Source organism: Providencia sp. PROV261, from assembly GCF_028477945.1.
Lineage (GTDB): Bacteria > Pseudomonadota > Gammaproteobacteria > Enterobacterales > Enterobacteriaceae > Providencia > Providencia stuartii.
The window spans coordinates 1-26,935 of the sequence record NZ_JAMPMC010000032.1 but is presented as its reverse complement, the minus strand read 5'-3'; the positions used below and the strand labels follow the sequence as shown (position 1 = coordinate 26,935).

General features: G+C 45.6%; 20 protein-coding genes. 18 read left to right on the top strand and 2 right to left on the bottom strand.

The window, feature by feature from the left end:
• The first annotated feature begins 1 nt into the window (after position 1).
• From PR675_RS16400 to PR675_RS16315, 18 genes are all read left to right on the top strand, one after another.
• The gene (locus PR675_RS16400) at positions 2-1,291 is read left to right on the top strand and encodes a TraB/VirB10 family protein (RefSeq protein WP_071192423.1); all 1,290 of its coding nucleotides are present in this window, start codon (positions 2-4) and stop codon (positions 1,289-1,291) included.
• Between the two features lie 74 nt (positions 1,292-1,365).
• On the top strand, positions 1,366-1,938 hold the full coding sequence (gene traV, locus PR675_RS16395; protein WP_141130322.1) for a type IV conjugative transfer system lipoprotein TraV: 573 nt from the start codon (positions 1,366-1,368) through the stop codon (positions 1,936-1,938).
• Complete coding sequence (gene traA / locus PR675_RS16390; RefSeq protein WP_032469918.1) at positions 1,935-2,321, top strand: TraA family conjugative transfer protein; 387 nt, start codon at positions 1,935-1,937, stop codon at positions 2,319-2,321. The genes traV and traA overlap by 4 nt, the downstream gene beginning before the upstream one ends.
• Positions 2,322-2,499: 178 nt before the next feature.
• Positions 2,500-3,333, top strand: a complete 834-nt coding sequence (locus PR675_RS16385; RefSeq protein WP_001883769.1) for a type IV toxin-antitoxin system AbiEi family antitoxin — start codon at positions 2,500-2,502, stop codon at positions 3,331-3,333.
• Entirely contained in the window at positions 3,326-4,264 is a 939-nt protein-coding gene (locus tag PR675_RS16380) for a nucleotidyl transferase AbiEii/AbiGii toxin family protein (RefSeq protein WP_032469919.1), read from the top strand. Before PR675_RS16385 ends, PR675_RS16380 begins: the two co-directional genes overlap by 8 nt.
• 580 nt (positions 4,265-4,844) lie before the next feature.
• Entirely contained in the window at positions 4,845-7,574 is a 2,730-nt protein-coding gene (locus PR675_RS16375; protein ID WP_071192421.1) for a DEAD/DEAH box helicase family protein, read from the top strand.
• The gene (locus PR675_RS16370; RefSeq protein ID WP_032469921.1) at positions 7,571-8,680 is read left to right on the top strand and encodes a hypothetical protein; all 1,110 of its coding nucleotides are present in this window, start codon (positions 7,571-7,573) and stop codon (positions 8,678-8,680) included. Before PR675_RS16375 ends, PR675_RS16370 begins: the two co-directional genes overlap by 4 nt.
• A gap of 12 nt (positions 8,681-8,692) precedes the next feature.
• Positions 8,693-10,225, top strand: coding sequence for a phospholipase D-like domain-containing protein (locus tag PR675_RS16365; RefSeq protein WP_071192419.1), 1,533 nt, complete (start codon positions 8,693-8,695; stop codon positions 10,223-10,225).
• A 2-nt stretch (positions 10,226-10,227) separates the two neighbouring features.
• A complete protein-coding gene (locus PR675_RS16360) occupies positions 10,228-11,673 on the top strand; it encodes a sigma-54-dependent transcriptional regulator (protein ID WP_071192417.1) in 1,446 nt (481 codons plus the stop codon).
• Between the two features lie 144 nt (positions 11,674-11,817).
• Positions 11,818-12,510 carry a DsbC family protein gene (locus tag PR675_RS16355; RefSeq protein WP_001228924.1) on the top strand — a complete coding sequence of 231 codons (693 nt, stop codon included), beginning with the start codon at positions 11,818-11,820 and terminating at the stop codon, positions 12,508-12,510.
• Positions 12,510-14,909 carry a type IV secretion system protein TraC gene (traC, locus tag PR675_RS16350; RefSeq protein ID WP_000648043.1) on the top strand — a complete coding sequence of 800 codons (2,400 nt, stop codon included), beginning with the start codon at positions 12,510-12,512 and terminating at the stop codon, positions 14,907-14,909. Before PR675_RS16355 ends, traC begins: the two co-directional genes overlap by 1 nt.
• Positions 14,902-15,249 (top strand): hypothetical protein, encoded by a 348-nt coding sequence (locus PR675_RS16345; RefSeq protein WP_001044649.1) that lies wholly within the window; start codon positions 14,902-14,904, stop codon positions 15,247-15,249. Before traC ends, PR675_RS16345 begins: the two co-directional genes overlap by 8 nt.
• Positions 15,233-15,745 (top strand): S26 family signal peptidase, encoded by a 513-nt coding sequence (locus tag PR675_RS16340; RefSeq protein WP_175460329.1) that lies wholly within the window; start codon positions 15,233-15,235, stop codon positions 15,743-15,745. Before PR675_RS16345 ends, PR675_RS16340 begins: the two co-directional genes overlap by 17 nt.
• A 10-nt stretch (positions 15,746-15,755) precedes the next feature.
• Complete coding sequence (locus PR675_RS16335) at positions 15,756-16,880, top strand: TrbC family F-type conjugative pilus assembly protein (RefSeq protein ID WP_071192415.1); 1,125 nt, start codon at positions 15,756-15,758, stop codon at positions 16,878-16,880.
• Positions 16,864-17,892, top strand: a complete 1,029-nt coding sequence (locus tag PR675_RS16330) for a TraU family protein (RefSeq protein WP_071192414.1) — start codon at positions 16,864-16,866, stop codon at positions 17,890-17,892. Before PR675_RS16335 ends, PR675_RS16330 begins: the two co-directional genes overlap by 17 nt.
• Before the next feature lie 2 nt (positions 17,893-17,894).
• Positions 17,895-21,587, top strand: a complete 3,693-nt coding sequence (gene traN / locus PR675_RS16325; RefSeq protein WP_071192412.1) for a conjugal transfer protein TraN — start codon at positions 17,895-17,897, stop codon at positions 21,585-21,587.
• Positions 21,588-22,045: 458 nt separating this feature from the next.
• Entirely contained in the window at positions 22,046-23,464 is a 1,419-nt protein-coding gene (locus PR675_RS16320; protein ID WP_004249371.1) for an SIR2 family protein, read from the top strand.
• Complete coding sequence (locus PR675_RS16315) at positions 23,461-25,500, top strand: ATP-binding protein (protein WP_004249372.1); 2,040 nt, start codon at positions 23,461-23,463, stop codon at positions 25,498-25,500. Before PR675_RS16320 ends, PR675_RS16315 begins: the two co-directional genes overlap by 4 nt.
• Before the next feature lie 408 nt (positions 25,501-25,908).
• Here the strand turns inward: PR675_RS16315 and PR675_RS16310 are convergent, their stop codons facing one another.
• Both PR675_RS16310 and PR675_RS16305 read right to left on the bottom strand, forming a co-directional pair.
• Complete coding sequence (locus tag PR675_RS16310) at positions 25,909-26,583, bottom strand: endonuclease (RefSeq protein WP_048608563.1); 675 nt, start codon at positions 26,581-26,583, stop codon at positions 25,909-25,911.
• A gap of 41 nt (positions 26,584-26,624) precedes the next feature.
• Positions 26,625-26,935: transposase (locus PR675_RS16305; protein WP_272582804.1), on the bottom strand; the 311-nt coding region annotated here is incomplete at its 5' end.

Genomic DNA, 26,935 nt, shown 5'->3' with positions numbered 1-26,935 from the left:
GATGAAAGCACAATGGGAACAAATGAGCCCGAACATGAAGCGGGGTCTATCGGTTGCTGGTATTGCTGGTGGTCTCATCCTTATGGTGATGGTGTTTTCACCTAATCCTGACGATGGCTCAAGCAGTCGGAACCGGCAGGAAACGATCCGGCACATTCTTACGGATACCAATACTCGTGATGTTGGGGTCGATAGTTTGGCTGCGAACGTAAAACTACTCAGTGAGCGCAATGAACAGTTACGTCGTGAAGTTGAGCGCTTGCGTCGTGACGTCGATTCAGGGCGGCTAAGCTTAGGTTCGCCTTCTATTCCAAGTGAGGTCAATGCGGAGCTGGCCCGCCTTAGAGCGGAACTTGATGATGTTCGCGCTGGAGGTGATGTAGCAATTGAAGGCACAAATAGCCGTTTTGAAGTGCCTTTATCTGCCATGGAATTACCTAAAGAAGAAAAGCCACTGCCGTCTAACCCAGACGACTATTTTGCCAATGCGCCGCTGCCTGATCCGCTCTATCAGCAGCCAGCCAATGGCCAAGGTACACGAGCTCGGGATGTTCCATTGCCGCCAATCACGATTCGTATGATTGAGCCTGAAGTGGTTGTCGAACCAGACGTTGTTGTGCAAGAAGCGCCGCCTTTGTATCTACCGGCGGGCAGCATCATCTCGGGTACTTTGATCACGGGTTTGGATGCTCCTACTCATGAGTCCGCAAGACGTGAGCCTTTTCCTGCATTGCTGAGGATTCAAAAGGAAGCCATTTTACCCAACCGATTTAGAGCGGATATCAAAGAGTGTTTCTTGATCGCTGCAGGTTACGGTGATTTGAGCTCTGAGCGTGCTTATTTGCGAGGCGAGACCATTTCATGTGTGAGAGAAGATGGTGGCGTCATTGAAACACGACTGGATTCTTATGCCGTGGGTGAAGACGGCAAAGCCGGTATTCGTGGCCGATTAGTGTCGAAGCAAGGCCAGCTGGTGGCCAAATCGATGATGGCCGGATTCCTTCAGGGCTTGGCTGGCGCATTTGATGTGAATCCTGTACCAACGATTCAGACGGGTAATGCCGGTGATACTCAGTTGTACCAGCAAGTCATGAGCCAAGAAGCATTACAAGGTGCTGCGATTAAAGGCACCGGTAAAGCATTGGATCGAGTGGCCAAGTTCTATTTGGACATGGCTGAAAATATGTTCCCAGTCATAGAGGTAGACGCTGCAAGGAAAATTGAAGTCATAGTCACTCGTGGGGCCTCGTTGTCGTTGGCCACTTCGCAAAGGGGAGGTGCAAGAAGATGAAAAAATCCTGCATGTTGCTAACCGATCGAAGTCCGTTTCAGACAATAAGATGTGTATCCAGAGGAGAGTTAACCATGACGACATCAATGCAGAACAACTCAAAGCACCAGCCAAAACAGTGGTCTAAAGCTGGATTACTTTTATTGGCAGTCGGCTCAACCTTATTGTCTGGCTGTAGTTCATTGGGTCTTGGGAGTAGTGAATATGGATGCCCAGGTATGCCTGACGGTGTGCGCTGTTTATCCGCTCGTGAAGTCTATGAGCTTACCAGTAATGGCGCTGCACCCAAGACGATTGATGCTGTGGCGACTCGAATTGGTTCTCCCTCTGGGTATTCACAATCTGATTTAGAGACAGGACTGCTGAGCCATCCAGCATTACCTGAGACGCAGCAATCTGCACCTCTTCGCATTCCTTCAAGAGTGATGCGAATTTGGATTGCGCCTTGGGAGGATGACCGTGGAGATCTGAATTTATCCAGCTACGTGTTTACCGAAATTGAACCGCGCCGGTGGGATATTGGGGTGTCAGCACCTCGAACGGTTTCGCCAGTGCTACGTCCACTTCAGACTCAAAGCGATTCTGCCTCAGCGGGAGCTGATGGTAAGCGCGATAACTTGAGTATCTACGGAGAAACTAACGAATGACAAATGCAGTTCGCACCATTCAAACTCAGCGCCTAATGACCATTGGTGCGCTTGGTTTGATGGCGTTAATGATTTCGGAGCCCTCATTTGCGGGCACCGGCGGTGATGCTTTCACCGATGTGTGGGATACCCTAAAAGATTGGACCCAAGGTACTTTGGGACGGATCGTAGCGGGAGCCATGGTACTGGTGGGTATTGTGGGCGGTATCGCTCGCCAAAGCTTGATGGCCTTTGCCTTGGGCATTGGTGGCGGTATGGGTCTCTACAACACACCAACAGTCGTTGAAAGTGTTATGTCTGCAACCTTACCTGTTGTTGCCAGCACTCAAGAAGTCATTGGCACAACAGTTCCAGCAATCAGCGTCGTCTTACTGGGCACCTGAATGTGAGCCATATTAGGCAGTTCACTTAAGGCAATCAAACTTAGGTATACACAACATCGGGTTATTGGTGATGTTGTGTAGACCTTTTCATTTCAGCGACGCCACATTAACGAACTTGGTTTACAGTATTTGGTATATTAATACCTAAGGTGTTAAAATTCCTATCGTAATAAACTATATGGTTTATACTGTTCGTGATATTCATACTTTGGGTGTTAAAATGTCATCTAAAATAAACTGGCTTGTTGCTCATACTTCTCCTGGTGCGCTAGTACTTCAGCAATGGCTGACTGAAAACGGCGTGAGCTACTCGTTGGCTCAAAAGTACGCGCAGAACGGTTGGCTGAAGAAGCTTAGTTCTGGTGTGTACTATCGTCCAAATGCGCAGGGCGATATAAAGCCAACTTGGGTTGATGCCATTCAAGCATTGGATGTGCAATTGGGCGTTCCAGTTCATTTGGCTGGATTGAGCAGCTTAACTCACCAAGGACTGAGTCACTATTTGCAGCTGAACAAAGAGCAAGTTTGGATTTGCGTTAAAAACAAGTCGTCCTTACCGAAATGGTTTCGTGAATTCCCTTATCAGAATTGGTTTTACTGCGGAAACCATAAGCTTGAAGTGAATCCCGAGAAAGATTTGAAAAGGATCACGGTTAAAGAGAAAGAACTCACTGTCAGCTGTGCAGAACTTGCTGCCTATGAAGTGGTAGACGCTATTGGGAAGCTGATTTCATTTGAGCATGTCGCAGAATTATTTCAGGGTTTAGTCAATCTTAGCCCTAGAAAAGTACAAGATATTCTTGAGCGAAGCAGCTCTGTTCAGGCAAACCGAATATTTCTATTTCTGGGTCGATACTACGATCACCAGTGGGTCAATCGCATAGATGAAACAAGAATTAAATTGGGTGCAGGAAAGCGGCAGGTTGTCGAAAAAGGACGTTTTGATGAGCGATATCAAATCACAGTGCCAGAGATATTAAGCGTCAAAAAAGGTGAACAACATAATGGATAAAGATAGCCCATATTACAAACAGGTTTCCTTGCTCATAAGAATGCTTCCTGTGGTAGCAACAGAGACGGTTTTTGCACTTAAAGGTGGCACCGCCATTAATTTATTTGTGAGAGATTTTCCTCGGCTATCTGTAGATATTGATCTTGCTTATCTTCCACTTGAACCAAGAGATGAGGCATTGATTAATGTCAGGGCTGCATTGCAGCGCATTACAGACAGAATCAATACTCAACCAGATATCAGAGCGGCATTTCAGGATAATAAAGCTGATGAACTGAGAATCGTTGTATCAAGTCCGGTTGCGACGATCAAAATTGAAGTGTCGCCCGTCGCCAGAGGTACATTGCATAGGGCAGAAATAATGCCAGTTCAAGAGTCTGTTGAAGACGAGTTTGGTTATGCTGAGATTCAGGTAGTCAGTCTTCCCGATCTGTATGGTGGAAAATTGTGTGCTGCAATGGATCGCCAACATCCTCGCGACTTATTTGATGTGCGTATGTTACTTGGCAGTGAAGGGATTTCGAGAGAGATTTTGGTGGGTTTTTTAACCTATACATTAAGTCACCCTCGGCCTATTAATGAAGTCATGTCGCCAAACTGGCAGCCTCTAAATGAGAAATTTCAGGCAGAATTTGACGGAATGACTTTTGAAAAAGTTGAATGCGAAGACTTAGCCTCTGTTAGGCCCATGATGTTAATTGAACTGCAAAAACATTTCACAGAAAGGGATCATGCTTTCCTTATGTCATTCAAAAGAGGGCAACCTGACTGGGCATTGTTTGACTATCCTAATGCAGCAGACTTGCCAGCGATTCGTTGGAAGTTGCAGAATATTAACAAATTGGCAAAGAATCAAGCAAAACATCAAGAGCAATTAGATAAATTAAAGCAAGTGCTTGATGATTGGCTTGTTAACGCAAACGCCGAGTAATTCGTTTATAACAATCCTCAACGAGCTATAAGCCCCCTAGTTAGATTGCGATTTCTTCAATCTATCTAACCGAGTCCACATAGGTGTAAAAAAACGGGCTCAGCTAAACCGTTTGGCTAGCAACGGCGCTTCTGTCATCGCTTGTAGGCGATAAAAGTGTTATGTCTGCAACCTTAACCTATCGTTGCCAGCACTCAAGAAGTCATTAGCACAACAGTTCCAGCAATCAGCGCCGTTTTACTGTGCACCTGATAACAATAAAAAATGCCCAAGCGGCCAGATATCTGACGGCTTGGGCGTCATCCTACCCCGTACCCGTTTATCATGACGGCGTTTCAGTTAAAAGTAGTCAAAGTAAAGTTGTTTGGGTTCTTTTCATTGTCTTGGCTTCATGAGAGTTATGTGATGTACAAAATGGTACTTATAGGTTATAAATTTACCCAAAGGGTGTGAAAAATACCTTTCTGTAAAAACCTTTATTTGTTCGGTGGTGCGCAATTAATAAGGCCTTTGAATCGAAGGTTGTTGGCACGATGCTTGATATTTAGGATGAACAACTTATTCGATCAAAGGACGAAACATGGCGTTATTAAGATACGCAAACTTAGGAATTCACAGGCCAGACATCCTGCTTAGTAAAGCAGTGAGTGGTCTTGGTGACTTTTATAAGTATTTAGACACCACTCGAAAATACCTAGAAAGTACGAAGGCTGTTAAAGCGATAGCTTGGGAAAAGCTGGACGATGCTCAAAGTGGAGTATGGATACAATTAGTTGAGCCTGCCGATAACTGCGGTGATTTCGAAAAGAACTTAAAGCTCTTTTTAGATGAAAGTACCGACACGGTATACGAAGCAAGCCCCGCTAGATGGAAAGCCGTGGGTAGTGCCGCTAGAGAATGCCCAAATTGTAGAAGTCACGGTAAACCTAAAATGGCTTATGCAACTGAGGAGCACGCGGACGAAATTGCGAGTGAATTAGGCAATGGGCTGTCGTCGTATGAGTGTCCAGACGGTTATGGTTGGCATTTGACGGGTAAATCACAAAGCAATGTTGGATTCAATAAATCCAACGCAATTTCAGTCCTGGACAGAAATGTAGAGAATGACAGCTTGTTATTGGATCGTTTACCTGACCACGACTATTTGGTTATTCGTCCAAACACATACCAGTTAAAGTGTCAGATTAATGCATTACAAAGCTTACAAGACACCCCTTCTATTCACCATCTTCCGCTATTGAGGCTGTTTGAAGGTAAGGATCATGCTAAGTGGCCGAATGTTCCTTATGATGAGCACTTATTTAACGATGACTACTACGTTCTTACCGATGGAGCAAGAGAGGGAACATCTCAGCAGCGTGATTTTGTAAATATTGCACTCAATACACCAGACTTTGCCTTCCTTGAAGGCCCCCCTGGATCTGGCAAAACTACAGCCATTTGCGAACTGATTCTTCAATTAATAAAGCGAGGTAAGCGGATCTTACTTTGTGCATCAACACACGTTGCTGTTGACAATGTTCTTGAACGAATGATGTCTGAAGAAAATATTTATCGCGACATGGTGTTACCTGTACGGATTGGAGATAAATCAAGCGTTTCTCAAAAGGCAAAGTCATGGCAATTGGAAGAGTTTGTTAAAACTGAACGCACAAGATTGCTAAAACATCTTCAGCAACAACCGCACATTTCAGTTAGTCAGAAGTTACTTAAAAGTAAGGTCGGTGAAGGTAAACATATTGTTGAGCGTCTTGTTCTTGAAGCGGCGAATTTAGTTTGCGGGACAACTATTGGTTTGCTTCAGCATCCTGATATCAAAAATAAACAATCAACATCGCCAATCTTCGATGTGATGATTATTGATGAAGCATCAAAAACAACTTTTCAAGAGTTTTTGGTGCCAGCGGTACTTGCCAAGCGTTGGATCATGGTGGGAGACCCAAAACAGCTTTCACCTTATGTTGATGATGAAGCTACCGAAGTAAATTTGCAGCCATGTTTACAGGATAGTTATCAGCGAGAAGCATGCGCAGATATTTTCTCTGCTCGACAAATCAATATTCAGAAACGAGAAGTATCCTTGGTTTGCACTGACGATGAAAAGACAATTGAATTTTATCATCAGCAAGCAAAGTCCAAAAATGTATTGGTTGCATCATCTAAAGGTCCGAAGACAGATCTCCCTTACGCATCAGTAGTCCTTGGTTCGTCAGCGTTCATCACTCAGAATGCTAATCACCTACCCCTGGATTTGACGACCATAAGGGGGCTGCCTGCGTTACCGGAAAAGTTAGAAATGCGACTTGCAGCGCATTCGAGATTAACTCGTACAAAAATCAAGACCGAGTCCGATAGCTGGGAATCCCAGTTAGCGTGGCGACTGGCTCGTATGTACGAACAGCGCCTAAATACAGAATCTAACGGAAGTTCTAAAACTGTTAATAAGTTAGAGGAAGATATCAAAGCGCTACTACCATTTGACTCAGAAAAAGATACGTTCACTGCAATAGACAGGGTACGTAGGATCGCACTGCCTTCTATCCTTGAATCACTACAAGTTGGATTTGAACGAACAGAGTATCAGAAACAAGGCACCGCTCTGTCTGATGGACTTCCAGCCAGTGTTTTGGAACAACGACAAATACGGCTTAGTTACCAGCACAGAATGCATCCAGACATTGCCGAGTTTTCCCGAGTACATATATACCATGAAAAAGCACTGCAAAGTCCTGATGGCCAAGCTGAAAAGCGGGACTGGGGATACCGAAGCGGCTCACATCGTTGTATATGGCACGATGTTAAAGGTCGAAAAGGCAAAGAAGGTGAAATCACCGCTGAAGTAGAAGAAATATTAAAAGAATTAAGTCGCTTTGATTCTTGGGCAAAATCAAACCCAAATGTTGAGAAAAACCAACAAAAGCCTTGGGAAGTTGCTGTTTTGGCATTCTATCGGGCTCAAGAGCGAGCTATACGTCGAGCTTTACGAAAGTGGACGGGAAATCATCACGGAGTAAGGCATTTCTATCGAGGTGAAAAATCCTCACCGTATATTGATATTCAGATATGTACCGTAGACCGTTTTCAGGGGCATGAGGCTGATTTTGTCATGCTTAGTTTCGCAAATAACCATCCCACGAGTTTTCTTGAAAGCCCAAATCGCTTGAATGTGGCAATTACGAGGGCCAAGCATCAGCTCATTGTGTACGGAAACCGCCCTGCAATGCAAAAGGCATCGGGTGTGTTAGGTACTTTTGCCAGCAATTCTTACTGGTCTACAACAATCGAGACTGAATCACAGGAGGCACTATGAGCCAGGACATCATACTAAAACGAGAAATTAAAACTGAAAGTTGGCTCATACAGGGTGAAATCGCGCTGGCAGATAGCCGTCCAGAAATTAACTGCGTGCTGCAATTCCTTCAAGATTATCCGAATGCGAGTTCTGCTGAGTGCTCCGAGCATTTATTTGGGGACAAAATCGGACGTCGTGTAGTTGCTGATAGGTTACTAAACATATGTCGATTATATGGGCTTGCTGAGTCTAATCGAGACCAATACAGGCTCACTGAATCAGGACTGATTGCTCTTGAGAAAGATCAAATCCTAGTGCCAGAAGATGGGTGTTGGAGCCTTTGCGTTTGTCATGAGCCTTTATTGCCTCATCCACTTCTTACTATTGATGCGCACACAGAGCCTAGTGCAGCGTCGATCGGACTTGGAAAAAACAGAAATGAGCTAAATGAAAGAGCAAAGCGACTAGTTGAGGTTCCTCAACTAGTCAAAGACGTTCGTGGCCTGAAGGTTGAACCAATAGGTGGAGGTTCGGAAGTACGCGTTGACAAAATTGAACTCAAAGGTGAGCGCATCTCACCGCAAGGAAAACCGTATTACATCGAGTGGAATGTGACTGAAGGCAATGTCGATGTGAAGCGCGGAAAGGATCTTATATTTTCACGTCGGGTTGAACCAATCAGTCGTCAGCAAGTTTTGAAAGTACTTCTGCATAGTGAGGGCTTGCTTGAACAATGGGATGAGCAAACTGAAATCTTGTCAGTGGTTTTCGAAAATACTACTGAATCTGAGCGAATCAATATGAAGCGCTCGGTAAGCGTAAAAAGACCATCTGTTCACAAGTTGGGCTCGTTTGATGCGATGAAGTTACACAATATTTCTATATCAGCATTGACTGAATTGGATGCTAAAAAGTGGGCTGAATGGAGATTAGAGAAAAATATCAATATGTATGCCACTAATAGCAAGTACCAAGTTTGGAGAGAAAAAGCACTCGAACCTTTTAAAAGTTGGAATTTCACACTACCTGATAGGGCTGAGTTGGCAAATCAGTTTTGGACTGAAGAAGACCAGCAAAATCAGCATACCTGGCATGTCATTGCAGCCCATGATTGGAACCTATAAGGAATAATAGTGATGAATTTAATTGAAAAGTTTACTAAGACTGAAACTAAGATTGTTGATCAATCAAATACCAAGTTGCCCCCTGTGCTTTTGCCTGTTTTACCTAAACAGGTATCTGATCCGCAACCTATTAATAGCTCTTTGTTCTGCAATGAGCTGCAATCAAGAGTTGTCGAATTAATCGATAATGCTGAGCACTCGGTTATTCTTAGTACGTTTTTACTTGCTGATGAGAATGTCGAATCTGCTGTCCTAAAAGCTGCAAAGCGCAAAGTTCGTGTGTACATACTATTGGCATGTGAGACTCGTCTTGATGGCGATGTGCCTGACGATGACTTTGGTAAGAAGTGTCTTGTGCAGCATAAGGAAATGTTAAACAAATTGTCTGGACATGTTCACTTTGCATCTGCGCCGCATTTCCACGCAAAAGCCGTTGTTATAGACGCATTACATGAAACTGGTAATGCTAAAGGGTTGCTTTTAACGGCAAACCTTACAGAAGAAGCACTTTTACGAAATGAAGAGCTGGGGGTCGCGCTTTCACGCCATCAAATAGCTGAGATCGTGAATGTGTTCCGTTGGGCAATCTTCGAGAGTGCGCAGCACCATATGACAAGCCGTGGTGAATTCTCAGCATATAAGTCTCCAGGCAATGTCAGATACCCAAGGGAATTAACTGAAATACTGGTCACATCGAGTGAAGACGCTCGAATTAGGGAACACGCATTAGCGTTGATCAATCAAGCGGAAAATGAACTCATCATATCGAGTTTTGGATGGCAAGAGGACCATCAGCTTGTAAAAGCAATATGTGAACGTGCGAAGTCGGGGCTAAAAGTCACCATTCTATCTCGCCAAAGACCCGCAGCCATGCCAGCGTTGTTGGCTATGAAACAGGCTGGTGCATCGGTGATGTGCTTTAAATGGCTACATGCCAAAGCGATTGTAGTTGATGGAATGCATGGCATGGTGATGTCGGCCAATTTTCAAGCGCATGGTATGGATCAAGGCTTTGAGTTAGGCGTAAAACTCACCGGTATTCAGGTAAAAGAGCTGATCAACTGCTTAGATATGTTTTTAACTAATAGCCACAATGAATTGAGCATCGACATGAGTCTAGGGATGATTTCTGGTGGTTTTGAAGCTTGGGAAAATAATACATTCAAGAGGTACTCAGTCAGCGAAGTAGACATTGTTGAGTTATCACCTATAAAAGCAGATTGTTTGTCTGATATGGATAAGCACCCAAAAATACCCAATGCAAACTGGCGGGAAAAAACATCGCACAAGATTGAGTATAAATGGCGTATAGAGCCGCCAGTTATCACTAACGCCAGTCCAGAGTATTTCAAACCTTTAACGGCTAAGGGTGAAACTTCTAAGAAGCAGGATTCAGGATCGCCTAGAGAGAGTTATGAGCCAAAGGTTGTTCGACTGACAAAAAAACAGTTAGCTATTACAGTTCGTCAAGAATACGAACTTGCCATGGCAAAAAGGCTGAAGCAAAGTGAATTGCCAAACGCCCGAATTGTATTGGAGGCGTAATTTTGGATAACAAAAACACACTGCTTTGTTGGCACTCAAAAAGAGCTGGGGTTGAGGTATTAGACGAAGCGTTAAAGCGGCTTAAGAATCGTAAAGTTTATGTTGGCAAAGTAATTGTTCTTACTCAGTCAGCTGGGGATAACAGTCTGTACAAAGAGCATGAATTTGGCGATATACAGATTACCTTTCGAACTGTAGCTATCGAGAACCCAGCTGATCATAACGAAATTTATCACGCAATAGAGTCTGAGATTATTCCAGAGCTAAAGCTTGAACAGAATCTTCATATCAATGTATCGCCGGGAACTCCGGCGATGCATGCGGTTTGGTTGATTCTTCATGCTCGGGGGCATTTTCCACGCGAAACAATCCTCTGGTCATCACAATATAACCCCGATACCAAAAGAACCAGCATTGCCAAAGTTGATTTCAGTGTAAATACGTATTTGGCAGAGATATCTGCTATTTCAAGTTCAGAGGGCGGTTACGCCCTTTACGATTTAGACCCTAAATCAAAAGCAAGGCAGGATGCATTACAAACGTTAAAGCAGTTCTCTTGTGTTCCCAAAGCTCCGTTACTTGTACTGGGTGAACGTGGTACAGGGAAAACGAGGCTAATTGAAACCGTTGTCGGTAAGGTAAAGCAAAAGCAGGTTGTTACGCTTGCATGTGGAGGACTAGATTCTCAAGTGGTTGATAGTATGTTGTTTGGCCACGTAAAAGGTGCCTTCACTGGGGCGGAAAAGGATCGCAATGGACTTTTGAAAGAAGCAAATGGAAAAGTTTTGTTTTTGGATGAGATTCAAGATTTACCAACTTCGGTTCAGCGAAAGCTGGTTCGAGTGCTTCAAGATAACCATCACAGTTTTCGCCCTGTTGGAAGTGACACTGAGGAAGCATCTGACTTCGAGCTAGTTTGTGCGAGTAATAAATCACTTGAGCAATTGGCAACGATACTCGATGCTGATTTCTTTGATCGTGTATCCATGCTCACAATAACAATACCTCCACTTCGTGCATGCAGAGAAGATATTCTGTCGGATTGGCAAAGAATCTGGCAGGAAGTTAATGTTAACCCCAATCTGCCTGCGGAAGCTCCGGTGTCAAGTGAATTAATCCAGTTTTTTAACTCGGCATATTTACCAGGTAACTTACGTGACCTAAAAAAGTTGGCATACATGTCTTGTGCTTTTTTGAGCTCCCAAACTACAGAGTCGGCAATCTCTAGCTCATTAGCTGCGTTGGGCGAGCCTGTTATCCAGGAGGATAGTCCTGACACAAGGTTTGCATTTGGTGATTTATCCAAGACAACTAAGGATGAGTTAATGAAAGCGTTTCACAAGGAATTTGCAACAGCCGCCAAAAAGCAATTTGGTACATGGGTTAAAGCCGCAGAAGCATTGAAGGTAGATCAAAAAACTTTGCAAAAGTATATGAGAGACAATTGAGTTATTTTAGTGTGTGATTGTTTTCATTGAGATTTGGTGTTGGTGCTGCTTAGCAAGACGACAAATTCTTCAATCTATCTAACCGAGTCCACATAGGACAACTGCATAGACTGGAGCCTCGATTTACATTAACGAGGACTCCTCATGCGAAAACTATCTCCAATTATTCTGGCGCTTGCGCTGTCTCCTTTGGTTCAAGCTGAACCCGTGTCTGAAGTGTCGCCCGTTGGCAAAATTGACGGCATGGTTTCTTTACCTGTCACGGGTATGAAAGCGGTCGAAAGCAATGGCCGTATTGTTTTCATGTCAGACAGTGGCCGGTTCGTCATTGATGGCACGCTCTATGATGCCTGGTCCAAAAAGCCGCTTACCAGCCTTGAAGAAATTCGTGAAGCGGGGAACACGCTGGACTTAAGTCGTCTTGGCTTAAAAATGGATGATTTGAACCCACTGACGCTGGGCGAAGGCAAAAAGAAAGTGGTGGTCTTTGTTGACCCACGATGCCCGCACTGCCATGAGCTTTTGAAACAAGCTTTACCGTTAACCAAAGAATACACCTTCCAAATACTCCCTGTGCCAGTGCTTGGTCCTGATTCAGAGCGTCAGGTTCGCCAGCTTGGCTGTGCGCGAGACAAAAAAGCGGCCACCGATGCATTGCTCAATGGCCGGATTGGTAACCTAGAACAGGATGATGCCTGCAACTTAGAACCAATGCAGCGTACCTTGGTGACGGCTCAAATCCTGGGCATTCAAGGTGTGCCTTTCATCGTCGCCAATGATGGTCGCATCAGCCGAGGCCGTCCTTATGATCTTTCTGCTTGGTTGGAGGGGCGTTAATGAAAGCCTCTCTGTATTCAGGGCAACGCGCTTCAGAGCTCTTGCCAGTATTGGCCTATTCCGACGATGAGCAACTGTTTTTCATGGAAGACCAAAGTGTTGGCTTTGGTTTTCTATGTGACCCATTGCCGGGTGGTGATGAGTCTGTTGCAGACAGGGTTAATGTTCTTCTCAACAACGACTGGCCAAAAGACACTTTGCTGCAATTTGGCCTGTACGCCTCGCCTGATATTCAAACCGACCTTCAGCGCATGATGGGCTTACGGCATCGTCAATCCGATCCATTGCTTAGGGCGTCGATACGCAAACGTGCGGATTTTCTCGATGGGGGCACGGTTCAACCGATAGAAGAATCGACCCAGACTCAGGTTCGCAACTTTCAACTGATCGTCACCTGCAAATTGCCTTTGGAAAGTCCTATACCGACGGAGCGTGAGTTGAGTCGAGCATCCGCGCTTCGGGCTTCTTTCTCGCAAGCGCTGGCAACGGTTGGTTTTCGCGTCACTGAGATGACTGACCGAAACTGGCTCGCGGCAATAAGTGCTCAGCTTAACTGGGGAAAAGATGCTTCCTGGCGCAATCCATCACCAATCCGCAGTGAGGCAGATAAACCACTTCGGGAGCAAGTGTTGGATTATGACCGAGCTATCAAGGTGGATAGCCAAGGTCTGATGCTGGGCGATTACCGAGTTAAAACCTTATCGTTTAAACGCTTGCCTGAGCGGATCTGGTTTGGTCATGCCGCAAGTTTTGCGGGCGATATGATGACGGGCAGTCGCGGTTTACGCGGCAGCTTTTTGCTAAATGTCACCATTCACTTTCCCTCAGCTGAGGCGATGAGATCTCGTTTAGAGACGAAGCGTCAGTGGGCGGTCAATCAGGCCTATGGCCCGATGCTCAAGTTTGTGCCGGTGCTTGCAGCCAAGAAAAAGGGATTTGATGTTCTTTTTGAAGCTTTGCAAGAAGGTGATCGTCCTATTCGGGCCAATATGACTTTGACGCTGTTTTCACCAACGGGAGAAGCGTCCATCAGCTCTGTTTCAAATGCTCGAACTTATTTCAAAGAACTCGGATTTGAGCTGATGGAAGACAAGTACTTCTGTTTGCCCATTTTCCTGAATGCCTTGCCATTTGGTGCTGACCGCCAGGCGATGAACGACTTGTTTCGATTCAAGACCATGGCGACACGGCATGTCATCCCTCTGTTGCCTTTATTTGCGGATTGGAAAGGCACTGGCACGCCGGTGATTAACTTTGTTTCCCGTAATGGCCAGATCATGAGTGTGTCCCTTTATGACTCGGGCAGTAATTACAATTGTTGCATCGCGGCGCAATCGGGATCGGGTAAGTCATTCCTGGTGAACGAAATCATCTCCTCCTACCTATCAGAAGGCGGGCAATGCTGGGTGATTGATGTTGGCCGCTCTTATGAAAAGCTGTGTGAAGTCTATGACGGTGAGTTCTTACAGTTCGGGCGAAACAGTGGCATTTGCTTAAATCCGTTTGAAATCGTTGAGGACTATGACGAAGAAGCGGATGTGTTGGTTGGGTTATTGGCCGCAATGGCCGCACCTACGCAGTCATTAACCGATTTTCAGATGGCAAACCTAAAGCGTCAGACCCGTGAACTGTGGGAGAAAAAAGGTCGTGCCATGTTGGTTGATGATGTGGCAGAGGCCTTGAAAAATCACGAAGACCGACGTGTGCAAGACGTGGGTGAGCAGCTCTATCCATTTACGACACAGGGCGAATATGGCCGCTTCTTTAATGGCCACAATAATATTCGCTTCAAAAACCGTTTCACCGTTCTGGAGTTAGAAGAGCTCAAGGGGCGTAAGCATCTACAACAAGTGGTGTTGCTTCAGCTTATCTACCAAATCCAACAAGAGATGTACTTAGGTGAGCGGGATCGTCGCAAGATTGTGTTCATCGACGAAGCCTGGGATCTGCTGACTCAAGGTGATGTCGGTAAATTTATCGAAACGGGTTACCGGCGATTTCGAAAATATGGTGGCAGTGCTGTAACGGTAACGCAATCGGTCAACGATTTGTATGATAGCCCTACAGGTAAAGCCATCGCTGAAAACTCAGCCAATATGTACCTGCTTGGTCAAAAAGCTGAAACCATCAACGCGCTCAAAAAAGAAGGCCGCTTGCCACTAGGTGAAGGCGGCTATGAATACCTGAAAACGGTTCATACCGTCACTGGTGTCTATTCCGAAATTTTCTTTATTACCGAAATGGGCACCGGGATTGGCCGCCTCATCGTCGATCCGTTTCACAAGCTGTTGTACTCGTCCCGTGCAGAAGATGTAAACGCGATTAAACAGTTAACGCGCAAAGGCCTTTCTGTTGCTGATGCCATCTCTCAGTTGTTGAAGGAGCGAGGCTATGAATAAGACCACGCTTTGGCCATTTATGGCCTCTATTACTTTGTCTATTGCTGGTAGCGGTTTAATGACCAGCTGGCTCTTAATGAAAACACTCGAACCCATCCACAGCCAGTTGGCGTTAAGTACGCCCATTGCGGTCGTGGATTTTGGGGAGGCTGTGCTGTCACTGGGCCCCAATGCCAGCGAACAAGACATCGAATCCAGGTTGCTTCAGACCAATCAGCAAATTGAAAAGCTAAAAGCAGCCGGTTTTATCGTGCTGGATGCCCAAGCGGTGGTGGGTGCTGATGATTCCGTATTTGTGCCATTAGGCTCAAAGGAGGTGTCTCATGCAGATACTCCGTAAAAGAATGCCTTGGCGGCCATACCTCATCCAGTTGACTGTTCTTGCGTTAATCATGGCCTTGGTAGGCACCTACGCCATGATGCGCTACCGAATAGGTATTGATACCCAGCAAGAGCGCTGCCTGCCTGATACCACGGTGTATCTGATTGACCTATGGAATAAAAAGCCCGTTAAGGATGGTTTGTATGCCTTCCACTCAAAAGGACTCGCTCCGTTATATAACGACGGTACTCGGATGCTGAAACGCCTAACAGGGATGCCAGGGGATGAAGTCAAGGTGACGCCTGAGCATGTGCTGGTGAATGGTGCTGAAGTCTCTACCGGCATGGCATTAGCCCAGCGTCTTGGTGTGGCTGAAACAGAATTTAGCCGCTCATTGACGCTGCAAGAAAACGAATATTGGTTTTCCGGTGAGGCTGCAACGAGTTTTGACTCCCGCTATTGGAATGCCGTTAAGCGCGAGCAGATTGTTGGTCGCGCTTGGCCGCTTTGGTAGGAGGTGGATGATGAGAAGACTATGCCTCTTATTTTTGTTGGTTGCTCCATTGGCTTGGGTTCAAGTTTCCTGGGCACAAGAGCCTTATCCGTTGTCTGATGAGGACAAAAAGATCGTTGAAATGAGCCGCAGCATTTTACAAAGTGCTGTGGATGGTTCATCTGAATTTATCGAGCCTTTTTCACCGATTGAACAACCTGCGTCGCTCAAACATAACGATGAATGGTTGATTTTTGCGTCGTCTTCACTGGGAGATTCCTCACTGAAGCAGCTATTTAAAGAGGCCAGTGCTACCGGCGCTATTGTGTTGTTTCGGGGAATTCCTGAAGGAAAGACCTTGGGGGCGGCTATCCGTGATTGGCATACGCTGATGACGGGGCTTGATCCTGTTCCTCAGGTTCGAATCGATCCGAAAGCCTTTGTGCACTGGCGGGTGACTAGCGTGCCTGCTATTTTCCGCATAGAAGATGACAAGGTGACTGCAAGTGCACTAGGGGTTTACAGCAAGGACTGGTTGCAGCGTCAAATTGAAACAGGCAATACCGGTTCATTGGGTCAACGCGGTCCTATTCATTCGATTTTAGAACCGGATTTGGTGCAAGTAGCGATGCAGCGTTTACAGTCGATTGACTTGGGCGCGTTAAAGAAAAAAGCCATTGAGCGTTTCTGGTCTCGCCAAACATTTACTGAGTTACCCAAAGCCACGCAGTATCGGATAAGAACGGTTGATCCAACCATCGTCATGCAGCGGCCACTATTGGATGCCAATGGCCGAACATTGATCCCAGCGGGAACGCGTATTAACCCGCTCAAAGCCTTGCCATTTACTCAGCAGCTCGTGGTGTTTAATGCGTCGAACGCTGAAGAAGTGGACGCAGTAGCGCATTGGCTTGAGGGCCAAGATAGGACACTGCGCCGCATTACGCTTATCACCACGCAGCTCGACCGTACTCAAGGCTGGAATCGCCTCAATGCGATAGAAAAGACATTGGACAGTCCGGTTTATCTTCTCAATGCCTCGCTAAAGCAGCGCTTTGATTTGCAAGTCACCCCATCGTTTGTTCAAGCAAAGGGACTCGCGTTTGAAATAGAAGAAATTCCAGCAAAGGAGCTTGTTCATGCAAAAGCTCAATAATACGTATCGTCTGTTGCGGACTCTCGTTGTCATGTTTGTCCTAAGCGCATCTATTCCTGCAAAAGCCGAACTGACCTGCCCAGACGCGGGTTTATTGTCTGGCAAGTTGCTGACGGATGTTTGCTGGTCATGCATTTTTCCTATCCGGGTTGCAGGGCTTCCTCTTGGCTCTGGCAATGTCCCAAGCGGCGCATCAAACAAGTCATTTTGCTTGTGTGAAGACAACTTAGGCGTGCCAAGGCCAGGTATTGTTACCAGCATGTGGGAGCCAGCGCGTCTGATTGAATTGGTCAGAACGCCGGGTTGTTCGCCTTCCATGGGAGGGATCCGTTTACCGTTAGGTGATAGACGACTGCAAGGTGGTCATGGTGAAGGTGAATACGATACCGGCGATCTTGCGTTCTACCATTACCATTATTACGCCTTTCCGCTTTTGGTCATGCTTGATTTGTTCATGGATGGCAATTGCAATGCCGATGGTTACATGGACTTTGACTTGATGTATTTGTCGGAATTGGACCCAACATGGCTTAACGATGAACTGGCCTTTTTTACTCAGCCTGAAGCGGCTGCCGTTGCCAATCCATTGGCTATATCTGCTTGTACCGCTGACGCTGCTTCATCAACGCTTGGTAAACCCATCGACCAGTTGTTTTGGTGTGCTGGCAGTTGGGGCCATCTCTACCCGTTATCTGGCCACACCTTAGCCTTCGGCTCATTAGCAGAAAACACCAGCCATTTAGCGGCGCGTGCAATCGCGGCTCAACACAGGCGTGGTCTTGCTAGACGAACAATGGGGAACAGTGCGCTATGCCGACCTGTTATCGAACCCATGCTACCGAAATCCCAATACAAGATGAGTATGTTCTTCCCTGTACCAGAAACTGAAAGTGCGCATGTCATCGGTGAAAGCACCATGAAATGGGGAGAGTGGCGAACGATCCCCGGTGCCGGTGAAGATGCGCTCTACATTTTGTGGCGCTGGCAAGACTGCTGTAACTCGGGAGGTTAACCATGAAACCAACACTTTTCACCCGAGTGTTAGCGGGTATTTTATCTATCACTATGGCGTGCTTGCCCCTACATGGTGTCGCCGCTGATGTGCAGCGCCAATCCGGCCTAAGCGGACAACAGGAAGGTAAGCAATTGCTGCAAAACTGGACGATGCCCGCACTCAATGGCAATACATTGTCGGTGCCGAATGGCAGTGGTAATGAGACGATTAACTTACAAGAGCTTTTCCCTGGTATGGATCAGGGCTCATTGGATGTCTTAACGGGCGTTTATGGCTCTGATGCCAGTATGAATCAATTGGGGACGCAGCGCCAAGAGAGCATGGCATCCGAAAGTGGCGCTACGGGTGAAGCATTTCGCTCGCTACAGCAAATCAAAGACAGGTCTCGGCCAGATATGGTCAATGATCCGCTTTGGGCATTAACTGATGCGGTTCAAACTGACCCCAATCTATTAACCCAAAGCTTCCCCGGCTGTGAGTCTCAAGGTGAAGGCAGCCCAAATTACCAGCAATGTGACAGGCTCAATACAGCGGTTAACAGCTGCACTATTACTCACGATTACACGGCAGGCATTATTGAGCATGTTTCTGGACCGATGAACCTTCGCTCTTGTGGTGAGGGGTGTCTTGAAGTTTGGATTGGACGAATTGGCGACAACTACTGGAGTGGCCGTTGTAAAGTGTTTGAACAGGCCATCACACTCAAAGTCGTGAACCCCGATGCGATTACCTCAGCCGTTCTTGAGTACGCTAAATGGGATGACTACATGCAAGTTTGGCTTGGCGATCAGAAAGTCTGGTCTGGGCCGAACAATAACTTTCCACCAGAAACGTCAGGTCGCTGCGAGCTCAGTACCAGTTGGGAGCGCAATCCAAATACCGATCTCACTGCCAGGCTAAAAGCGGTAGAACCCGGTTTAGAAGTGCCGGTAAAAATTCGCGTATCGGTTACGGGTAGTGGTGAGGGGTATGCACGCATCAAGGTGCGCTTTGATCCAACCAAGGTGGTGATGAATGATAGTTGGTCGCCACAATCCTGTATCGAACAAGCAGCGGATATCCCGACGAAGTTTTCAGACTACAGCATTCAATGCACGGATCAGCCTTCTTCAACCAACGGATGTACGGTGGTCAATGGTGTTTCAGTTTGTGAGTCCTATTTTGCCCCAAGCCCAGTGGCTGGCATATCGCCTTTGTGTCGTCGTGTGCAAGTGAGTGTGGATGATGAAAGCTATAAAGGGATTGAAAATCAGGCCTGCCAAGTGCTTGAAGCGAATCCTTCCTGTGGATTCATGTCGTCAGAATGTGCCGAGACCAATGATAAAGGTGAATGCACTCGTTTTACCGATACCTATGACTGTGGATTGCAAACCAGCGATCCAAAGTGTGTGGTATCCAATCTTATGCCGAGTAGTTTTGAAGCCTGTGAGCCTACTCAGACGATCACGCCATTTACTGAAACCAAGCATGTACCCGATTACCAGGTGTGCGAGAAGATCAGCACGCTTACTCAGTGTCAGTTAGAGCGACGTGTATCCGCTGAAACCCATCAACAAAGCTGGTCCATTGAGCGTGGTTGCTTTAGCTCCGAAACGCTCAGTTTTGTTCCACAGCACAGCAGTACTATGCAAACTGGAAACGCTACGCTGAGGATTTTTGATAATCAAAATACTGAGATAAAAATCACCGAGTCGCCATCCAAGGCAAATGGCTGGAAAACGACACTCTCATTGACGGGCAATAAGGAGACGGTGACTGAGACGAAACCGTCCATTAAATACCCTGAAATGACCTGTCCAAAAGGAACCTTGGTTGGCTCATTGTGTAAAGTCGTCAATGGTTCGATTATTTCGTGGCATGAACCCCAGGAGGTCACTCGTTCCAGATGCGATTCCGGCTGGAACAAAGTCGATTTCGACACTTGCAGCCGAGAAGTTCAGAAGTGTTTGGCTCCTGCGAAACTGAGTGCTTCCTTGACCTTCTCCGGCAAGTACTTAGAGCAAGACGTTGTTCATCAATCAAGTGATCCGGGCATAGACCAATGCTTGATGCAAACGGATCAGTTTACTGCGGTGCAGTGGCAGTGTTTGGATACGGGCACAAAACGAATCGACGGGTTAACGGTTGGTAGTAGCGAGTTGGCGAAGCTTGGAAGTCTTTATCCGGCTGTTGTTTCGTCTCCTGCTCATTTAACCAGTCGTGGCAGCTCTGATGGACTGGGGCTCTCATGCTGGAGGGCAAAAGCGACCTATAATGCCTCGACTGCTCACCCAGAGTTCAACATGGGCAGCTCAGATAGCTGGGTAGATGCCAATGGTAATACACAAACCATCGTCAATAACGGACAAAACACGACCACCAATACGTGTGCCGCGCTAGAGCAAAATCCGGCCTGCCAGTACGTCAGAACCGAATGTACTGAGGGCGGGGCTGGTCATGAAGGCTTCTGTTATATCCAAAGTTTGGTGTATGACTGCGGACAAAGCGTTGAAGTGCAAAACGCTCGAATGGAAACTCAATACAACTGTGAGGGGCCAGTTCGCTGTATGGGCACAGATTGTTTAGAGCCAGAGTCAATCAAGCAGGCTAACTTTGCAGAGGCCGCTGCGATGCTTAATGCGGCGCAGTTTATGACCAATGATATGTCATGCACAGGAGCTGATGGCCAAGATAACGTCGAGTGTACGGTCTTTAAAGGTAATGCTGGCCAGTGCAAAAAAGCCGTTGGCGGCATAGTGGATTGCTGTGAAAAGCCAAGTGGCGTGTCGCTATCGGATTACATCACGATGATAGTTGCGGTCAACAAGCTTGATACGGCAGTCATGGCCATGAATCCGTCTTCGGCAATCTATGGTTCGTGGAATACGCTCAGGGAACCAATCACCAGTACCTGGAGTGCGGTTAAAGAGCCTTTTGTGTCTGCATGGGACTCTCTCATGGGGGCTGGGCCATCAACGGCTGCTGGCGCGGGAGCGGAGCAAGCTGCGACTGGCTTTATGCAGGTGTTGACCAACAAAACGGCTGAGTGGGTAGGCTCTACGTTTGGTTCGGGGGCGCAATCGGCACTGTTTAGTAACGTTGGTGGTGCGGTTGGAGCCGATGGTGTCGTTTCGGGTGGTAACTTTGCCCTGGGGGGCGCTGCGGGCGCGGTTCTGAGTACGGTTATGACGGCCTACATGATTTATTCAGTCACTATGATCCTCATTCAGCTTATCTGGAAATGTGAGCAGAGCGAGTTTGAAATGAACGCCAAGCGGGTATTGAAGAGTTGCCACTATGTAGGCTCTTACTGCAAGTCTAAGTTCTTAGGTGCCTGTGTTGAAAAACGGCAGTCATATTGCTGTTTTACTTCGCCACTTTCACGGATCATTCAAGAACAAGTACGCCCTCAATTGGGCCTTGGTTGGGGCAGTGCCAAGTCACCAAACTGTGAAGGTTTGACCGCGAGTCAGTTAAACCAGGTAGATTGGAGCCAAGTCAATCTCGATGAATGGATAGGTATCTTGTCGATAACAGGCAACCTACCCGAAGTACCGTCACTGGATCTGGAACGACTCACAGGCTCAGGAAGTACGCTAAACGTTGATGGAAATCGTCAGAGTGCCGCAGATAGAGCCATTGAACGGCTAAACGGAATGGATGCCCAGAAACTTCGCCAGGAGGCAACGGAAGAAGTCTCGGGGAACAATTAGAATAAATTGCTCCGTTAGCCCCGTTTTGCAGGACTAATGGAGCAGAAAAAATAATCAATATGCATTTATGTAACTGCGACAAATTTGCAAAAATGTGTTTGTAGTAGTTTCGATAAATAGAGTTGGACATCGGACAGATAGCTATGAGCGAGGAACTGACGTGGCCAACCAAAATCGACCAACCCAGCTAAGCCACTTTTCTCAATATCTTCATTTTTAATTCATACATATTTGGGCTTGGATACCTCAAATATGTATGCAAACGTTCTGTATTGTAAAATGTCATGCTAAGCTCGAAAGCACGATTGAACACCTTGGTGTCGAGATTGAAGATGTACTAAGGATTTCAGATAGTTGTGACGGATGATTCAATGCCAACGGCTTAAGTTGTAAATATTCATGGCAGACGTTTGTGTCCCCAACGCTATATCTTTCACACAAATATGAGAAGTGTATTTATGACTATTCAGCAAATTAAAGTTGGCAGTGTTCCTGATATTATTGAGCTAACACCAAACTCCAATGAGCAAAGTGATTCTTATCCTTTTATCCTATCAACGAATACTTCATGGGGAGAACAGGGTTCTAAAATATCAATAGAGAAATTACGCCAAAATATTGAGCCTTGGTTAACAGCACTTTTTCAATCCGAACATTTAAATCTATTGATCGGTGCGGGTTTAAGTACGTCTATTCAAATGTCGGCTACAGGCGTGCCACCCGTTGGAATGGGGTGGATCAGTGATCTAGCGGTCTGTCAAAGCGAAATAAATGAATTCGCTACAAAAGCTGCCAAATCGGCTGGTCGCGCACAAGGAAATATAGAAGATCAAATTAGAGCTATTAATGAACTTATCAAAGGTCTTGAAATTTTAACAGTGTTGGATAGCCCGCAACCTGAAAACCCCCCGGCTCCATATGCAGCCTATAGAGACCTAAAAGCTGATTTAGCTGCAATTAAGGGGGAATTGTCTCGATGTCTAGGTGAGTTTTCAAAATCTGTCAGTACAGGAGAACACTTAATTAAAAGTGCTGAAAAAAAACGAAAAGAGGAAACTTTCAATTATCTTGTGAGTTTCTTAATGAGCTTTGCAAGTAGAACCGCTACACGCGACAGATTGCATATTTTTACAACGAACTATGACCGAATTATCGAGGTTGGTGCTGAACTTGCTGGTTTAAGACTCATAGACCGTTTTGTTGGAAGTATTGCTCCCGTTTTTAGATCCTCAAGATTAGAAGTTGATTATCACTATAACCCTCCGGGAATACGTGGTGAACCAAGATATTTGGAAGGAGTGGCACGTTTTACCAAACTTCACGGTTCTCTAGATTGGCACGAACAAGATGGTGCGATTAGGCGCTTTGGCCTACCTTTTGGAGCTCGCTCTGTTGAACCGTTTCTAGAAGCAGAGGGGCACGAAAGCGATAGTTATGAACAACTTATGATTTACCCTAATTCAGTCAAAGATAGAGAAACCGCTGAGTACCCCTATGTAGAGTTATTTAGAGACTTAGCAGCAGCGACTAGCCGTCCAAACAGTACATTAGTCACGTATGGCTATAGCTTTGGTGATGAGCATATAAACAGAGTAATTGAAGATATGCTTACCGTTCCATCTACCCATCTAGTCATCATTGCTTTCGGAGATCCGCTAGAAAGAATTATGAACTTCATTGGTAAAAGTGGAAGAAAAGCTCAAATCACTTTACTAATGGGTGACCATTTGGGGGATCTAAAAACTTTGGTTGATAACTATCTACCTAAACCAGCCATAGATAAAGCATCAATAAAGATGGCCGAATTACTAAAACAGCGAGGCTTTATCCAGTCAGAACACTCAGGTAATGCAACTACCACCGAGGTAACATCATGAGTTACTTGCCTATAGAAAGACTGGAACAGTTACGAATCGGAACCGTTGGTTTTGTATCGCCTAGTGAAATTAGAGTTTCCTTAGAAATTGATTCCCCAGACTCAGTCTCTCTTCAAGGAGGCTCACCTCGCAACTTTCCTCGAATCAACAGTTATGTGCTTATAAACAGTGATGATGGATTTCTAGTTGGTCAAGTTGAGTGGATCGCAGTAGAACACTCGCCATACCCCAAAAGAAGAGGCTTGCAAGATTTTGGCTTGATAGACTTACCTTTTCCTCTAAAAAAGCTCAGTATCAACCCCGTTGGTACATTGAGAAGCGATAGAAAAAACGATGGTTTCAAATTCACCAGAGGAACAGATGCATTTCCTTCAGTTGGTGATTCAGTGCTTTTACCTACTGACCAACAATTAAACTCAATAATCGAATCAGGTGAAAACAGAAGGGTTAAAATAGGAGATAGTCCTCTAGCTAACAATGCAGAAATAAAAATCGACCCCGATAAGCTTTTTGGGCGACATATAGCTGTTTTAGGCAACACAGGTAGTGGTAAATCTTGCTCTGTGGCGGGACTAATTCAATGGTCACTGGACGCAGTTTTACAACAGGGCCAAACTCCGAACGCTCGATTTATAATACTTGATCCTAACGGGGAGTACAGCCGAGCATTTGGTCCAAAGTCAAAATATAAGGGGAATTTATTGCGCGTAGAGGCTAACTCTGATTATGGTGAGTTAGAACTTAAAGTACCATCATGGCTATGGAACAGTTCAGAATGGGGGGCGTTCACTCAGGCAAGTTCAAAAGTTCAACTCCCATTACTACGACGAGCTTTGAGGGCGATGAGAAATGATGTGTTGTCAGAAGATGATGTGACAATTCAAGCAAAACATTTTTGCGGAATACTTTTAGTTTCAATAAGGCAACTAGCAAGTCAAGGGCAGATATATGTGAATGGTGGTCATGCCAAAGGCTTAGTTGAAAGTTTAACGTCATGGGAAACTAGCCTCATAACATTAAACGAAAAAATCCACAACCAACCTTTCAATAGTGTAATAAGCACGATAAATACTTACCTATCTTCCAGAAGAGGAGCACAGTGGCCTGCTAAGCCTGAAGTCAGTGATACTGATAAGTTGATTTCTGAGTTAAAAGAAGCTCATGTTGCACTTGGTGGTGATGAACAAGAACTTCTCCCGAAAAGTGAAGATACGCCTATTCGCTTTGAAGGTGATGACTTCGTCGCCTATCTCGAAGCTTTAGCACAAGAAACGGGAACTGAGCAGTTCATGGAATTTCTTTTGACTCGAATTCGCACAATGCTAGGTGACACCCGAATTAGTGCAGTTACTAAAGATTCTGAGGAACCAATAAGTTTAACTGATTGGCTAGATACTTTTCTTGGGAAGGATACTCATGGTGCTATCACTGTTATCGACCTATCACTAGTTCCCAATGAAATTATCCATCTTGTAACAGCAGTAATCTCTAGAGTGACTTTTGAAGCTCTTCAACGATATCGGAAGATGAATGGAAAACCATTACCAACAGTAATGGTTGCAGAGGAAGCTCATACATTTATCAAACGATACAAAGAAGAAAGTGAGAGTCAATCAGTTTCTGATGTGTGCTGCAAAGTATTTGAAAAAATCGCTCGCGAAGGGCGTAAATTTGGTTTGGGACTAGTAGTATCATCCCAACGACCTTCTGAGTTATCTCCTACTGTTCTTTCTCAATGTAATACTTTTTTACTGCACAGAATTAGCAATGATAGAGACCAAGAACAAGTTCATAGGCTTGTTCCCGATAACATGAGGGGGCTATTAAGAGAGCTACCATCGCTACCATCTCGACATGCAATTTTACTCGGATGGGCTTCAGAACTACCGGTGTTAGTTCGAATGAAAGAACTTAGTGAAGAGCAAAGGCCTCAGTCTGATGATCCTGACTTTTGGGACGTATGGTCTAACTCCACAGGTGAGCCTCGTGAAGTAAACTGGCAGCCAATCGTTGAAGAATGGCAAAACAGAGATTAATTTACCAGCCAAATTAGCGCCAAATAGATGCTTAACAATACGAATAAGATTAACTTTCTATGGCGCATTTGTTCCAAAGCGATGAGTGGCGTGAACTATTAGTGGTGTGCGAATCAATAGGCTATTACGCTAATTTCGATAAACGGGTACTTTCCAAAGTGACTTAGGGTTCCTTTCTGACAATTTATTAAATGCATAGATATTAACGACGCTATACGAGAGAAATTTGGGGGAATTACGATTGATTGAAAATTCGACTTAATTCGACAAAGCTGATGATGGTTCAAAAGCGAGTCAGATCCGAACGTCCACTTTGGCAGTTGCCGACTATCAGATTAATTTTAGTAATGTTAATCTGATTTTCGCTAAAAGAACCTTGTCCAACAAGTTTGTCTCAGCTAGTTTCAATTAACAGCTATTTGACACATGGCAGTTAGAGTTACCTTGAATAGTTTTAATCTTAAAATCACGCACTTTTTCCCATTCGTCAACAGGGTCCATTCTTGACCAAGCTTCAAATAGCTGAGTTTGTTGCCTACTGAGTCTTAGGCCGTATTGATCTCGCATGTAGAAATAAATTCTAGCAATATCACCCTGACGGTTAGCTGGTGGTTCTGCTCGACGGTCTTTGAAATCAACTTCGAAATCACATTGACCATAGGATCTTGGTTCATTCGGAATCATGCCAAATCGAAAATTTGACCTATCCCCATTGAGCTCTCCTACAGATGGTACGAGGTTATGGAGATCCGAAACCATTTTAGAAAACTCAGGATCATTCTTTTCGCAGTTCCGACGACCACCATTTTGCCAGCATTGGCGTTGATGGCCAATTTCCCAAGCTGAGACTACATGTTCCCACTCTAAGCGTTCACCTCGTTTCGGTTGCTTTCTTGGTTCATATCCGCAAGATGCAGCATCAATCGCACCATCATTGCTATAGCTACATCCACAGTAAAACGTACTCTGGTTGTCTTGGTAAATTTCTCGGGCAAATCGTTTTGCCTGACTGAACGATGTGGGGTGTTCTGCAATTGCAGGTATAGCGAATAACGCTATAAAGAAAGGGTATACGGATTTAATGGTTGATGGGGCACCTTCACCCCACCAACCTGATACCACCCTCAGATGGTTGATAGATCGACCCCGTAGTTGAGTTCCTCTGCGAAGTCCGGCAGTCCGTAACCGATGGTTTTCTTGTAGAACGGAGAGACCTTCGCAGTCGGAGCCTTCTTCTTGTGCTTCGTAGTGTAGAGCATTCGTGCCCGCATCACCTCGAAGGAGTAACCTCGCCCTTCACGGTTCTTGTCCTTGGCCAGTCGGTTGATGGACTCCGTGTAAGCATTGGTGACGGGCATGTCCGTCTCGAAGTAGGTCATGATCTCTTCGCGCCAGTTGCCCACAGCCCTGACCAGATCGCTCCAGACTTCCTTCT